The organism is Shigella sp. SIG3 (assembly GCF_053555855.1).
Genome location: NZ_JBQZXE010000002.1, coordinates 1 through 14287, shown reverse-complemented (window position 1 = coordinate 14287; position 14287 = coordinate 1). Strand labels below are relative to the sequence as shown.

Here is a 14287-nt window from a genome sequence, read left to right as displayed (position 1 = left end):
AAATTTGTCCAACCCTCCCTACGGTGAGCGTGGTGTTGGGGCCAGTGTGGCACGGGCTGCGCGCTGGGGACGCATTGAGAATTACATGGCGCAAGTCAACGATTCGCTTTGTCTGTTAGTGCAGGTGGAAAGTAAAACGGCACTGGATAACCTGGACGAGATCCTCGACGTCGAAGGGATTGATGGCGTGTTTATTGGACCAGCGGATCTTTCTGCGTCGTTGGGCTACCCGGATAACGCCGGGCACCCGGAAGTGCAGCGAATTATTGAAACCAGCATTCGGCGGATCCGTGCTGCGGGTAAAGCGGCTGGTTTTCTGGCTGTGGCTCCTGATATGGCGCAGCAATGCCTGGCGTGGGGAGCGAACTTTGTCGCTGTTGGCGTTGACACGATGCTCTACAGCGATGCCCTGGATCAACGACTGGCGATGTTTAAATCAGGCAAAAATGGGCCACGCATAAAAGGTAGTTATTGATATCAAAGGCCCATGGGGATCGGCTGTGGGCCTGTGTTAATTAGTGGTTATTCGCTGCCAGATCGGCTTCGCTTAGCTGGGTGGCCGCGAGCACTTGGTCACGATCAATGCCCTGTTCCAGCATGCGCAAAGCAATTTTAATGGCTTGTTCATGCATACCTTCCTGCAAACCTTCTAATTTACCTTGCTGCAAACCTACTAATTTACCTTCTTGCCAGCCAATTTGATGTCCTTCCTGCCGTAGCCGTTCAGCAATAGTCATCAATCTCTCCCTCTCCTTTTAATAACAGTTCGGAATATCAGCATCAGTGAGTTGGGTTGCCGCCAGCACAATCTCACGTTCAAAGCCCTGCTCCAGCATGCGCAAGGCAATTTTAATGGCTTGTTCATGCATACCTTCCTGCCAGCCAATTTGATGCCCTTCCTGCCGTAGCCGTTCAGCAATAGTCATTAATCTCTCCTTTTGTAGTGGTGAACGTTCGGCAATCTCCTGAATAAAACGGGTGAAACGGGAGGTATCGCCGCATTGCAGCAGATAATTAAACAGTGTTTGTAGCTGGCTGTCATTAGTGAAGCCTCTAACCAAAAGCGTGGTGATCCTGTCGACCATGCCGATTAAATCGTGGTCGCGAATATGCTTTTGAATCAGTTCCAGCAGAGCTATACGCCGATGTTGCATGATCTCATCGTCAGGTACGATGGTGATATCCACCAACGGAAAAGCTTCGGTGTACAACTGCCGGGCAAGTTGCGGATCGTCAGACTCATCCAGCCAGTTAAGTGAGTACGGGTAGGGCGATGTTTCGCCATGATAAAACAGCAATGGCACCACCAGCGGAACTCTGTCATAGCCTTTATCTAGGTGACGCTGCATGGCGGCAGTGGCATAGCGCATTGGCCGAAAAGCCATATTCTTTTCTGCAGAGCTTTGATGTTCAATCACGCAGTAGATATAGCCGTCACCGTCGCTGGTTTCCACGGACCACAAAACATCCGAGTAGTAAGCGCGTAAACTTTTTTCAATAAAACTAGTGGGTTCCAGGCGTAAGGTTTGCAGGTTGCAAAGCTTGCGCAGTGGTTCTGGTAAATGTATTTCGAGAAAATCCCGTGCGGTTTCGGGTGTGAATATAAAGGTTTTAAATACCGCATCATGCGGGGAGGAGGTTGTTGATTCGGTCATGGTTGTCCGTCACCTGATATTTATGATGACGCGACATTACGGTTATCCCAGGCCTTTGACATCTGCCAGTTTCAGCCTTTGCGAGACGTTTTCAGAGGAATTTTCACTGCGTTGCAACGCATACATTGGGCACGGAATCGTGTACGCAAAAATGCCCGGTAACCACATGCTTACCGGGCATCAGAAGGGAGTTTAAGCCAGCGCCTGGGCCAGTAGCGTAATCGGATGTTCGCAGCGAAGACTTGTGGACATCTCAATCTGCCATTTACAGGTTTCGCAGTCGGTGACCACCAGATCTGCGCCGCTTTCTTCTATCTGGCGGAACAGTGGTGCGCCGATGGCTTGTGAGGTGGGGTAGTTCTCTTTTTTAAAACCGTAAGTACCCGCAATACCGCAGCACTGGGAATCCAGCACCGTTAACTCAAGCCCCGGGATGTTACGCAACAGCTCCAGGGTGTAGAGCGTCCAGCCCATTTTTTCCATATGGCACGGAGTGTGATAAACCACTTTCAGCGGCAGCGGTTTCAGCGGTAACGTTTTGCCTTCGTCCAGCTTGCGCCACAGCCAGCGGGTTGCCAGTTCGATATGATCGCGCAAGCCTTTGTTGTCGACATTCAGCACTTCCGGGTATTCGTCGCGCAGGGCAAATGTACAGGTTGAGGAGGTGGCAATCACCGGAATGCCTTTTACTCCCACAGCTTCGCGGATCGACTCTACATTCGTAATTGCCTGTTTGCGTGCTTTATCGGTAAAGCCGTTGGCGATTAGCGGTACGCCGCAGCATTTTTCTTTGCTGAGCAGTTGTACACCGGTACCCATTGCGTTGAGCACTTTAATTAAATCTTTACCTAACTGCGGATGGTTGTAGTTAACGAAGCAGCCGTGAAAGAAAGCGACCTGGTCTTTATATTGTGCTTGCTGAGCCGCTATGCTGCGATACCAGCGACGGAACGTGCCGAAGGAGTATTTCGGTAGCGTGCGACGATGATCGATTTTTAACGCCGCATCAAGCAGCTGCCGCACCGGTTTCAGCGAGGTAGCGGTGTTGACGATTGGTGCGAACGGCGTGGAAACGCTACCCATCAGGTCGGTATGACTCAACACAAAATTACGCAGCGACGGGCGCGTGGTGTCATATTTCGCCCGCGCGCGCTGGATAATATCGCCAATCTTCACATCGGACGGGCAGGCGACTTCACAACGTTTGCAGTTGATGCAATATTTCAGCGCCTCGTCATACAGTGCGCCATCTTTCAAACGCAGACGCTCGCCATCCGGCCCGGCTTGTTTTGGCCCTGGATAACCGGGATTCACCCGGCTCACCGGGCAGGCGGTGGTGCAGACGGTGCACTTAATGCAGTTTTCGAAGCTGGTGTCGTTCATTGTTGGCCTCCTGCGCGTTGGGCAATCTGTTGAGCGGCATGTAAAGCACTGACGGCACAAACACCGCCGCCGCATCCCTGGGCGATGGGATCAAATCCGCCCAGCACCGAACCGATGGCAAACAGGTTCTCAATGGTTTGCCCTGCCTGCGACGGGCGTAGCGTCTCATCAGTGGTTACACCGAACTGCTGCCACGGTTGCGGCGCAAAAAAATCGCCCTTATACCATTCACCCCGCGTGGCGGTTTGTAGCACATCAAGGCCGAGAATCGGCTCGCGAATGCCGTTACGTTCCGCTACCAGTCCGCCACTAAAGAAACTGCCGCTGGCGAGAACCGCGAAACGTGGACGTAGCGGAATATCGGCGTGATTGCGGGTCCAGATTTCATTCACTACGCCATTTTTACAGGTCACTTTTTTCACTTCATCGCCCGGCATCCACACTCCACCCTGGCGCACAAACTGGCGCTGTAACTGGTTTTGCAGACGAATGCCCAGCACGGAAGGCGGCAGCGTTGGCAAAAGCATCAGTGAACAAGGTAGTTTTTCATTCAACCAACGCCACAGTTTGTCATCGGCTAGGCCGAAGCAGGCGGGCATCAGGATCATTTCGCAGGTATTGGCGACAGGAATAAGCGCATCAAGTAACAGCGGCCAGTTTTCTTCATTATCAAGGAAACGGGCGATATTCACCGCGCGAAATTCGGTGGCGTTATTGCGCAGGACATCCAGTTCCGGCAGCTCTATTTCTGCGGTTTCAACCGAAAGATCCAGTTCGCGCAACGAAGCCGCCGCAAGATGCGCCTGGAAATCCATCAGCCCGCTTATCCCCACTACACATATCTTCTTCGCGGGTAGCGGCCAGACGGGAACTTCTGGCGAACTTAACCAGGTTGCACGCAAAGTGCCGAGCGGCGTAATCCGCTGGTGAGCCAGTTCTACGCTGCCCTGCAATTGCGCACCGCTTTCAGCGATTAATGCCTGCGCCTGGCAAGCGAGATCGAGCACGCGTTGTGGCCCGAGAAGAGAGTAAGGATGTGCAGGTGCCTGCTGACGCAAAGATTCCAGTCCACTGTGAATGTCTGCCACGGGTTGACCATCTGGCAGATGGCTCAGCAAATCCAGCGAACCGGATGAGAAATGCAACGCGCTTTGACCACGCGTGACAATGGCACAGCGCAGGCCGTGTTTTTGCAGTTGCAGGCCACAGAGTAATCCGGCGAGGCCGCCGCCCATAATGACAGTATCAAAGCGCATCTTTCTGCTCCTTCTCCAGACCACACAGTCCCTGATAAACCCAGCGGGTAAATTCGCTTTCGCGCAGTGCGTCTCCCCAGGCGATGGGTTGCACGCCTTTCCAGCGTTCGTTAAGGAAGGTGGAAAGTTGCTCGATAGATTGCGCGGACGTCGTGACGTTAAACCGTTGCAGCAGTCCGGCAGCGCGGCAGGCGCAGAGTTCGCCCTGGCAGGTGCCCATCCCCACACGGGTACGACGGCGTAAATCCAGCAGGCTATTAACGTTTAAATTTTCTACCGCGTACTGCACTTCACCCGCAGTTACCGCTTCGCACTCACATACCAGGCTACGGTGTAGACGGCCTTCGCTCAGCCAGGCAGGCGTGCGATCGCCATGACGATAAACCGCAGAACCGCGCAGCGGGGCAGGCAGGGAGATGACTTTACGCAAGGTAACTTCAGCGGGTTCTTGTGAACCAGGCAGTGCCAGATCGGCAGTCGTACAGGGGCGCGTGTTGCCCAGTTTGCGGCATACCGCGTCGGTAGCCCATTCAGCCATCAGCCGATAGGTCATCAGTTTGCCACCGGTGATGGTGATAAATCCGTCCAGACCATCGCGTTCAGCATGGTCGAGCAACACGATGCCACGGCTGACGTTACGTCCGCTCGGGTCGTCATCGCTGGCAACCAGCGGGCGCACGCCAGAATAGGCCCGCAAAATGCGCGTTTTCGCCATCACGGGGGCCAGTTTTTCCCCTTCACGCAGCAGAATATCAACCTCTTCTGCCGTCACTCGATTATCGTCAATCTCGTTGTAATCAATACGTAAAGAGGTGGTACCAATCAGCGAAATGGTATCGCCAGGCACCAGAATATCGGCGTCGGAAGGTTTACGGCAGCGGTTGATCACATGCTGGTTAATGCGGTGATCCATGATCAGCAGCGATCCTTTCGCCGGGAACATGCGAATGCGCAGATCGGCATATTCGGCAATGTGTTGCCCCCAGATCCCAGCGGCATTAACCACGACAGGTGCATGAAGGGCCTGAGTTTCGCCGGTGAGATGGTTACGTACACGAACACCGCACACCGTCGCGCCTTCACGAATCAGCCCCGTGACTTCATGAGCGGTAAGGATAACGGCACCGTGTTCTTTGGCATCCAGCATGTTTGCTGCGGTCAGACGAAATGGATCAACGGTGCCATCCGGAACTTTCACCGCGCCAATCAGTGCCGGGTTAACGGCAGGTTCGATAATGCGCGCTTGCTGCGGGTCTATAGCTTCTGCGCTGATCCCTGCTTCTTCGCAGGCGCGAATAAAAGTGGCCTGGAATGAGAGGTCATCTTCCGGCAGGGTGATAAACAGGCCGTTGGTTGGTTCAACGCAGTGATGTGCAATGCGTTTCAGGATCTGGTTTTCACTAATGCATTCGCGGGCCGATTCCGCATCGGTTACTGCATAGCGCGCACCGCTGTGCAGCAGGCCGTGGTTACGCCCGGTGGCACCGGTTGCGATGTCGTGGCGCTCAACCAAAATCACGCGCAGCCCGCGCAGGGCACAGTCGCGGGCAATCCCGGCTCCCGTTGCGCCGCCGCCAATGATAATCACGTCACTTGATTGCGAGTCGCGAGTTTTCATTGTTATCCCTCTGAAGTTCGTTTTTTACCATTTAGCCATAGTAAAAACATGAATTGTTTGATTTCGCGCATATTCGATCATAATTCGAAAGTGAAACGTGATTTCATGCGTCATTTTGAACATTTTGTAAATCTTATTTAATAATGTGTGCGGCAATTCACATTTAATTTATGAATGTTTTCTTAACATCGCGGCAACTCAAGAAACGGCAGGTTCTCTCACTGAATCAGGCTGTTAATCATAAATAAGACCACGGGCCACGGAGGCTATCAATGTTGAGTATTTTTAAACCAGCGCCACACAAAGCGCGCTTACCTGCCGCGGAGATCGATCCGACTTATCGTCGATTGCGCTGGCAAATTTTCCTGGGGATATTCTTTGGCTATGCGGCTTACTATTTGGTTCGTAAGAACTTTGCGCTTGCTATGCCTTATCTGGTTGAGCAGGGATTCTCACGCGGTGATTTAGGTTTTGCCCTTTCGGGGATCTCGATTGCTTATGGATTTTCGAAATTCATCATGGGTTCGGTATCGGATCGCTCGAATCCGCGCGTTTTCCTGCCCGCAGGTTTGATTCTGGCGGCGGCAGTGATGTTGTTTATGGGCTTTGTGCCATGGGCGACGTCGAGCATTGCGGTGATGTTTGTACTGTTGTTCCTCTGCGGTTGGTTCCAGGGGATGGGGTGGCCGCCGTGTGGTCGTACTATGGTGCACTGGTGGTCGCAGAAAGAACGTGGCGGCATTGTGTCAGTGTGGAACTGTGCGCACAACGTCGGTGGTGGTATTCCGCCGCTGCTGTTCCTGCTGGGGATGGCCTGGTTCAATGACTGGCATGCGGCGCTCTATATGCCTGCTTTCTGCGCCATTCTGGTGGCATTATTCGCCTTTGCGATGATGCGCGATACCCCGCAATCCTGTGGCTTGCCGCCGATCGAAGAGTACAAAAATGATTATCCGGACGACTATAACGAAAAAGCGGAACAGGAGCTGACCGCGAAGCAAATCTTCATGCAGTACGTGCTGCCGAACAAACTGCTGTGGTACATCGCCATCGCCAACGTGTTCGTTTATCTGCTGCGTTACGGCATCCTCGACTGGTCACCGACTTATCTGAAAGAGGTTAAGCATTTCGCGCTGGATAAATCCTCCTGGGCCTACTTCTTCTATGAGTATGCGGGTATTCCGGGCACCCTGCTGTGCGGCTGGATGTCGGACAAAGTCTTCCGTGGTAACCGTGGGGCAACCGGCGTCTTCTTTATGACACTGGTGACCATCGCGACTATCGTTTACTGGATGAACCCGGCAGGTAACCCAACCGTCGATATGATTTGTATGATTGTTATCGGCTTCCTGATCTACGGTCCTGTGATGCTGATCGGTCTGCATGCGCTGGAACTGGCACCGAAAAAAGCGGCAGGTACGGCAGCGGGCTTTACCGGGCTGTTTGGTTACCTGGGCGGTTCGGTGGCGGCGAGCGCGATTGTTGGCTACACCGTGGACTTCTTCGGCTGGGATGGCGGCTTTATGGTAATGATTGGCGGCAGCATTCTGGCGGTTATCTTGTTGATTGTTGTGATGATTGGCGAAAAACGTCGCCATGAACAATTACTGCAAAAACGCAACGGAGGCTAATGGCATGAAATTGAAGCTGAAAAACCTTAGCATGGCGATCATGATGAGCACTATAGTCATGGGAAGCAGTGCAATGGCGGCGGACAGCAACGAAAAAATAGTCATCGCCCATCGCGGTGCCAGTGGATATTTGCCGGAGCATACGCTGCCAGCAAAAGCGATGGCGTATGCGCAGGGAGCGGATTATCTGGAGCAGGATTTGGTGATGACCAAAGACGACCATCTGGTTGTTCTGCATGACCATTATCTCGATCGTGTTACTGATGTTGCCGATCGTTTCCCGGATCGGGCGCGCAAAGACGGTCGTTACTACGCGATAGATTTCACGCTGGATGAAATTAAGTCGCTGAAATTTACCGAAGGTTTCGATATTGAAAACGGTAAAAAAGTACAGACTTATCCGGGGCGTTTCCCAATGGGTAAGTCCGACTTCCGGGTGCACACCTTTGAAGAAGAGATTGAATTTGTTCAGGGGTTAAATCACTCTACCGGGAAAAATATCGGTATCTATCCAGAAATCAAAGCGCCGTGGTTCCATCATCAGGAAGGGAAGGATATTGCGGCAAAAACGCTGGAAGTGCTGAAGAAATATGGTTACACCGGTAAAGACGATAAAGTTTATTTGCAATGTTTTGATGCTGATGAGCTGAAGCGTATTAAGAATGAGCTGGAACCCAAAATGGGCATGGAGCTCAATCTGGTACAGCTGATTGCCTATACCGACTGGAATGAAACGCAGCAGAAACAGCCGGATGGAAGCTGGGTTAATTACAACTACGACTGGATGTTTAAGCCGGGTGCCATGAAACAGGTGGCGGAATATGCAGATGGTATTGGTCCGGATTACCATATGTTGATTGAGGAGACATCGCAGCCGGGTAATATCAAACTCACTGGCATGGTGCAAGATGCTCAGCAGAATAAACTGGTAGTGCATCCTTATACCGTGCGGTCAGATAAACTGCCTGAATACACTCCTGATGTGAATCAGTTATATGATGCTCTGTATAACAAAGCGGGTGTAAATGGGCTGTTTACTGATTTCCCTGATAAGGCAGTAAAATTTCTTAATAAAGAGTAATGTTACTGCAGGATGGCGTTCATGCGCCATCCTGTCTCATATCAAATTTTTCCAATCGCCACTAATTGTTCCATGCACATTTGTAGTAAAAACAGTGGACTGCCTTCTACCGGCTTTTCTTTAGTCAGCAACGAAATCTGTCGATAGAAGGTTGGTTCGTGAGGAACGGAACACAATTCACCTGCAATGCTTTTCAGCGTTAACTCTGGTTGTAAGGCGATGCCTAATCCCTGTCGAATAAAATTCATCGCTGTATCCGACTGATTAAATTCACATTTTATCTGCTGGGCGCACTATTAGTGGTAGTGGCTGGTGGAATCTATGCGCTGCAAATGAAGGGCAAAAGCGGTGTCACACCTGTAGCGGAATACGACACGTTTCATTAAGATTTTGCTCAGGTAACCACCTATAGTCATTGTCGTTAATAAAAATGACAGGCGATAGGGTATGGCAGTTTCAGCAAAGTACGACGAATTTAATCACTGGTGGGCAACAGAGGGCGACTGGGTTGAAGAGCCTAACTATCGCCGTAATGGTATGAGCAGGGTGCAATGCGTCGAGCGCAACGGCAAAAAGCTGTATGTAAAGCGCATGACGCATCATCTGTTTCATTCAGTACGTTATCCGTTCGGCCGACCAACGATTGTCCGTGAGGTTGCGGTAATTAAAGAACTGGAACGGGCCGGTGTCATCGTGCCGAAGATCGTTTTTGGTGAAGCGGTGAAAATTGAGGGTGAATGGCGCGCGTTGCTGGTGACTGAAGATATGGCGGGGTTCATCAGCATTGCTGACTGGTATGCCCGGCATGCAGTATCGCCTTATTCTGACGAAGTACGGCAAGCCATGTTGAAAGCAGTGGCACTGGCGTTTAAGAAAATGCATAGCGTTAATCGTCAGCATGGCTGTTGCTATGTTCGCCATATCTATGTGAAAACAGAAGGTAAGGCAGAAGCTGGTTTTCTTGATCTGGAGAAAAGTCGTCGCCGCTTGCGTCGCGATAAAGCGATTAATCATGACTTCCGCCAGCTGGAAAAATATCTGGAGCCGATCCCTAAAGCGGACTGGGAGCAGGTGAAAGCGTATTACTACGCCATGTAATCGTTGTAGGCCAGATAATACGCGTAAGCGTCGTATCTGGCGCTAGTACCCGATCACAACTCGATTTCAATATCGCCTTTTGCCCGGCAACAACAGGGCAAAATTTCCCCCGGCTGAATAAAGGCTAACGGTTCGGCAATCCAGTCCACCTGACCTGCGACCAGTCGGGTGCGACAGGAGCCGCAGTAACCTTCGCGGCACTGGTACTCAACCGCCACATTGTGGGATTCCAGCGCCGCCAGAAGGGAAGGGTGTTCATCCTGGCACAGCAGTTGTGTGCCAGTGATGCGCAGGGTAACGCGGGCCATCAGAGCTGGAAGTTACTCAAATCGTCGGTGTCCACTTCCGCGTCAATCTGCCCGACCAGATAAGAACTGACTTCCACTTCCTGCGGAGCAACCTGCACGTTATCAGACACCAGCCAGGTGTTGATCCACGGGATCGGGTTGGAGCGCGTCTGGAACGGCAGATCCAAACCGACTGCCTGCATGCGGATATTGGTGATGTATTCAACGTACTGGCAGAGAATATCTTTATTCAGACCAATCATCGAACCGTCACGGAACAGATAATCCGCCCAGTCTTTCTCTTGCTGTGCCGCCTGGACAAACAGGTCATAGCACTCCTGCTTACATTCTTCGGCAATTTCCGCCATCTCCGGATCATCCGCGCCGCTGCGCAGCAGATTCAGCATATGCTGAGTACCGGTCAGGTGCAGGGCTTCATCGCGGGCAATCAGGCGAATAATCTTGGCGTTACCTTCCATCAGTTCGCGTTCTGCAAAGGCAAAAGAACAAGCAAAGCTGACGTAGAAGCGGATCGCTTCCAGCGCGTTAACGCTCATCAGGCAGAGATACAGTTTTTTCTTCAGCTCGCGCAGGCTAACGGTTACGGTTTTACCGTTAACGGTGTGGGTGCCTTCGCCCAGAAGGTGCCAGTAGCTGGTCATTTCGATCAGTTCATCGTAATAGCTGGAGATCCCTTCCGCACGTTTCTGGATCTGCTCGTTGGTGACGATATCGTCAAACACAACAGACGGATCGTTAACGATATTACGAATGATATGAGTATAGGAACGGGAATGAATCGTTTCTGAGAACGCCCAGGTTTCGACCCAGGTTTCCAGTTCCGGAATAGAAATAAGCGGCAATAGCGCCACGTTCGGGCTACGACCCTGAATGGAATCCAGCAGCGTCTGATATTTCAGGTTGCTGATAAAGATGTGTTTTTCGTGCTCCGGCAGCGCCTGGTAATCTATACGGTCGCGGGAGACGTCAACTTCTTCCGGACGCCAGAAGAAAGAGAGCTGCTTTTCGATCAGCTTTTCGAAGATGTCATATTTTTGCTGATCGTAGCGAGCCACGTTGACCGGCTGACCAAAGAACATCGGTTCTTTGAGCTGATCATTTTTCGTCTGTGAAAAGGTGGTATATGCCATGAGTGTGTCCTGTTGGGAGTTTAATGCCGGATAAGGCATTTTACGCCGCATCCTGTGCCTGATGCGACGCTGGCGCGTCTTATCAGGCCTACAAATCCGAGCCGTAGGCCGGATAAGGCGTTCACGCTGCATCCGGCACCCGGAGCCTGATGCGACGCTGGCGCGTCTTATCAGGCCTACAAACCGAGCCGTAGGCCGGATAAGGCGTTTACGCCGCATCCGGCATCTCAATATCAGATCTTACATGCGCCGCTTTCGCAGCCATCGTCCTGGATTGACGGTACCAGATCGTCCTGCGCGTCTTCAGCGCCGTCACGGGTGTTCTGATAATACAGCGTTTTGACCCCGAATTTGTAGGCGGTGAGCAGGTCTTTCAGCAACTGCTGCATCGGCACTTTTCCTGACGGGAAACGTGACGGATCGTAGTTGGTGTTAGCAGAGATCGACTGATCGATAAATTTCTGCATGATACCTACCAGTTGCAGGTAGCCATCGTTACCCGGCATTTCCCACAGCAGCTCATAGGCGTCGTGCAGGTGCTCGTAGTCCGGCACCACCTGGCGCAAAATACCGTCTTTCGACGCTTTGATGCTGACGTAACCGCGCGGCGGTTCAATACCGTTAGTGGCGTTAGAGATCTGCGAAGAGGTCTCGGACGGCATCAGGGCAGAAAGCGTGGAGTTACGCAGGCCGTGCGTTTTGATTGATTCACGCAATGCTTCCCAGTCGTAATGCAGCGGCTCATTAGCGATGGCATCCAGATCTTTCTTATAGGTATCGATCGGCAGGATACCTTTCGCGTAAGTGGTTTCGTTAAACCACGGGCACGCGCCTTGCTCTTTAGCCAGCTCATTAGACGCTTTCAGCAGGTAATACTGAATCGCTTCGAAGGTTTTATGCGTCAGGTTGTTGGCGCTGCCGTCGGAGTAGCGTTTACCGTGCTTCGCCAGATAGTAAGCGAAGTTAATCACACCAATACCCAGCGTACGACGCCCCATCGCTCCACGTTTGGCGGCCGGGATCGGGTAATCCTGATAATCCAGTAGCGCGTCAAGTGCACGAACCGCCAGAATCGCCAGCTCTTCCAGTTCATCCAGGCTATTAATTGCGCCCAGGTTGAAAGCAGACAGCGTACACAGCGCGATTTCACCGTTCTCGTCGTTGACGTCGTTCAGCGGTTTGGTCGGCAGGGCAATTTCCAGGCACAGGTTAGACTGGCGAACTGGCGCGATGGTCGGATCAAACGGACTATGGGTATTACAGTGGTCAACGTTCTGAATATAGATACGACCGGTAGACGCACGTTCCTGCATCATCAGCGAGAACAGCTCAACGGCTTTCACACGCTGCTTGCGGATGCTGTCGTCTTTCTCATATTTGGTATACAGGCGTTCAAACTCTTCCTGATCGGCGAAGAACGCGTCGTACAGCCCCGGTACGTCGGACGGGCTGAACAGGGTGATATCTTCACCTTTCAGCAGGCGGGTATACATCAGTTTGTTGATTTGTACCCCGTAGTCCATATGACGCACGCGGTTGCCTTCAACCCCACGGTTGTTTTTCAACACCAGCAGGCTTTCCACTTCCAGATGCCACATCGGGTAGAACAGCGTTGCCGCACCGCCGCGCACACCGCCCTGAGAGCAGGATTTCACCGCTGTCTGGAAATGTTTGTAGAACGGGATACAGCCGGTATGGAACGCTTCGCCACCGCGAATCGGGCTGCCCAGCGCACGAATACGTCCGGCGTTGATGCCGATCCCGGCACGCTGGGAAACATATTTCACAATCGCGCTGGAGGTGGCGTTGATGGAATCCAGGCTGTCACCGCACTCGATCAGTACGCAGGAGCTGAACTGACGAGTCGGGGTACGCACGCCGGACATGATTGGCGTCGGCAGCGAAATTTTAAATGTGGAAACCGCGTCGTAAAAACGCTTCACGTATTGCAGGCGCGTTTCACGCGGGTAGTTCGAGAACAGGCACGCGGCAACAAGAATATAAAGGAACTGGGCGCTTTCGTAGATTTCGCCGGTCACGCGGTTCTGTACCAGATATTTGCCTTCCAGCTGCTTAACGGCAGCATAAGAGAAGGTCATATCACGGTCGTGATCGATAAACGTGTCCATCTGCTTGAACTCTTCTTCCGTGTAGTCTTCCAGCAGATGATTATCGTATTTGCCCATCTCGACCATTTTCACCACGTGGTCGTACAGCGCAGGCGGCTCAAACTGGCCGTAGGCTTTTTTACGCAGGTGGAAGATCGCCAGGCGCGCGGCGAGATACTGATAATCCGGCGCATCACGGGAGATCAGGTCTGCGGCAGCCTTGATAATAGTTTCGTGGATGTCAGAGGTCTTGATACCGTCATAAAACTGAATGTGGGAGCGCAGCTCGACCTGGGAAATCGAAACGTTATGCAGTCCTTCTGCCGCCCAATCCAGAACGCGATGGATTTTGTCGAGATTGATGCGCTCTGTGCTACCGTCGCGCTTTGTCACCAGCAGATTCTGATTCATGTATGTCGTACCTGTTTTTGGAATTCTTTCCGCAATAGTTTCATGCAGACTACCTGTAGTAAGGGAAGCTGCTTAGAACACTATATATAGGGGGTATGTTTGGGATTCACTGCAAGATAGTGTGAAAATGACCCTCTTGCAAGTGCATAACTTTGTGGATAACTCAGGAAGGAAAAAGTGGCTTTCGCGTACCTTAGGTCAGACAAGGTGTCCGGGAAAGTCAATGGGAAGAGAAAAATTTGTTAAAAATAACTGTTCGGCGATTTCTTGAACGGCAGAATAGGTTGGATAAATTGATATAGATGGTTTATTAATCTTTTTGCTAATGATTGCAAAAATTGATCTAAGCACGAGTCATCACATAATCTGATGTATCAGTTGTGGTCAATATATAAGCGAATGTAAGCGATTGTTGATGTCGAAATGGTTGTTTTCTATTCGGTTATTGTTAAATGCGAAGCCATTTTGTTAATTTACCTTATATTATAAGAAAATTATTCATTACTTTAATTTAGTTTAAATATAACTGGTATCCCTTAAGGTTATTAACTTGAATTATGACGCACTGATATTATTCATCAAATAATAACAAAATAGCCATTGCATCG

At 51.4% G+C, this 14287-nt stretch carries 11 protein-coding genes and 3 pseudogenes; 5 read left to right on the top strand and 9 right to left on the bottom strand.

The genetic code is table 11. The annotated features are described in order from the left end of the window. Positions 1-13: 13 nt before the first annotated feature. Positions 14-475: pseudogene (locus tag ACUU1I_RS00740) on the top strand (aldolase/citrate lyase family protein); the annotation flags it as partial. 40 nt (positions 476-515) lie between these two features. On the opposite strand, the pseudogene ACUU1I_RS00735 reads toward ACUU1I_RS00740, so the two are convergent. The 5 genes and pseudogenes from ACUU1I_RS00735 to glpA form a co-directional block, all read right to left on the bottom strand. Next, positions 516-752, bottom strand: a pseudogene (locus tag ACUU1I_RS00735) (hypothetical protein); the annotation flags it as partial. Between the two features lie 3 nt (positions 753-755). Continuing rightward, the gene (locus ACUU1I_RS00730) at positions 756-1655 is read right to left on the bottom strand and encodes an ISNCY family transposase (RefSeq protein ID WP_000140527.1); all 900 of its coding nucleotides are present in this window, start codon (positions 1653-1655) and stop codon (positions 756-758) included. 192 nt (positions 1656-1847) lie between these two features. Then, on the bottom strand, positions 1848-3038 hold the full coding sequence (glpC, locus tag ACUU1I_RS00725) for an anaerobic glycerol-3-phosphate dehydrogenase subunit GlpC (protein WP_001000362.1): 1191 nt from the start codon (positions 3036-3038) through the stop codon (positions 1848-1850). Beyond that, positions 3035-4294, bottom strand: a complete 1260-nt coding sequence (gene glpB / locus ACUU1I_RS00720; RefSeq protein WP_001209897.1) for a glycerol-3-phosphate dehydrogenase subunit GlpB — start codon at positions 4292-4294, stop codon at positions 3035-3037. Before glpB ends, glpC begins: the two co-directional genes overlap by 4 nt. Continuing rightward, positions 4284-5912: an anaerobic glycerol-3-phosphate dehydrogenase subunit A gene (gene glpA, locus ACUU1I_RS00715; protein WP_000857224.1), complete on the bottom strand. Its 1629-nt coding sequence runs from the start codon at positions 5910-5912 to the stop codon at positions 4284-4286. Before glpA ends, glpB begins: the two co-directional genes overlap by 11 nt. A gap of 272 nt (positions 5913-6184) precedes the next feature. Between glpA and glpT the strand changes: the two genes are divergently transcribed. Continuing rightward, positions 6185-7543, top strand: coding sequence for a glycerol-3-phosphate transporter (glpT, locus tag ACUU1I_RS00710; protein ID WP_000948723.1), 1359 nt, complete (start codon positions 6185-6187; stop codon positions 7541-7543). A 4-nt stretch (positions 7544-7547) separates the two neighbouring features. Further along, on the top strand, positions 7548-8624 hold the full coding sequence (gene glpQ, locus ACUU1I_RS00705) for a glycerophosphodiester phosphodiesterase (protein WP_000768975.1): 1077 nt from the start codon (positions 7548-7550) through the stop codon (positions 8622-8624). A 41-nt stretch (positions 8625-8665) separates the two neighbouring features. Here glpQ and ACUU1I_RS00700 read toward each other — a convergent pair. Beyond that, positions 8666-8908, bottom strand: a pseudogene (locus tag ACUU1I_RS00700) (LysR family transcriptional regulator); the annotation flags it as partial. A gap of 163 nt (positions 8909-9071) precedes the next feature. On the opposite strand from ACUU1I_RS00700, the gene inaA reads away from it, so the two are divergent. After that, positions 9072-9722 carry a lipopolysaccharide kinase InaA gene (gene inaA, locus ACUU1I_RS00695; protein WP_000301058.1) on the top strand — a complete coding sequence of 217 codons (651 nt, stop codon included), beginning with the start codon at positions 9072-9074 and terminating at the stop codon, positions 9720-9722. A 53-nt stretch (positions 9723-9775) separates the two neighbouring features. On the opposite strand, the gene yfaE is transcribed toward inaA, so the two are convergent. From yfaE to nrdA, 3 genes are all read right to left on the bottom strand, one after another. After that, positions 9776-10030: a ferredoxin-like diferric-tyrosyl radical cofactor maintenance protein YfaE gene (yfaE, locus tag ACUU1I_RS00690; protein WP_000135039.1), complete on the bottom strand. Its 255-nt coding sequence runs from the start codon at positions 10028-10030 to the stop codon at positions 9776-9778. Then, positions 10030-11160 carry a class Ia ribonucleoside-diphosphate reductase subunit beta gene (gene nrdB / locus ACUU1I_RS00685; RefSeq protein WP_000332036.1) on the bottom strand — a complete coding sequence of 377 codons (1131 nt, stop codon included), beginning with the start codon at positions 11158-11160 and terminating at the stop codon, positions 10030-10032. Before nrdB ends, yfaE begins: the two co-directional genes overlap by 1 nt. A 233-nt stretch (positions 11161-11393) precedes the next feature. Next, a complete protein-coding gene (gene nrdA / locus ACUU1I_RS00680; protein ID WP_001075180.1) occupies positions 11394-13679 on the bottom strand; it encodes a class 1a ribonucleoside-diphosphate reductase subunit alpha in 2286 nt (761 codons plus the stop codon). A 127-nt stretch (positions 13680-13806) separates the two neighbouring features. Here nrdA and ypaB point away from each other — a divergent pair, with 127 nt between their 5' ends. Continuing rightward, the gene (gene ypaB, locus ACUU1I_RS00675; protein WP_001753443.1) at positions 13807-13950 is read left to right on the top strand and encodes a protein YpaB; all 144 of its coding nucleotides are present in this window, start codon (positions 13807-13809) and stop codon (positions 13948-13950) included. The last annotated feature ends 337 nt before the right edge of the window (positions 13951-14287 follow it).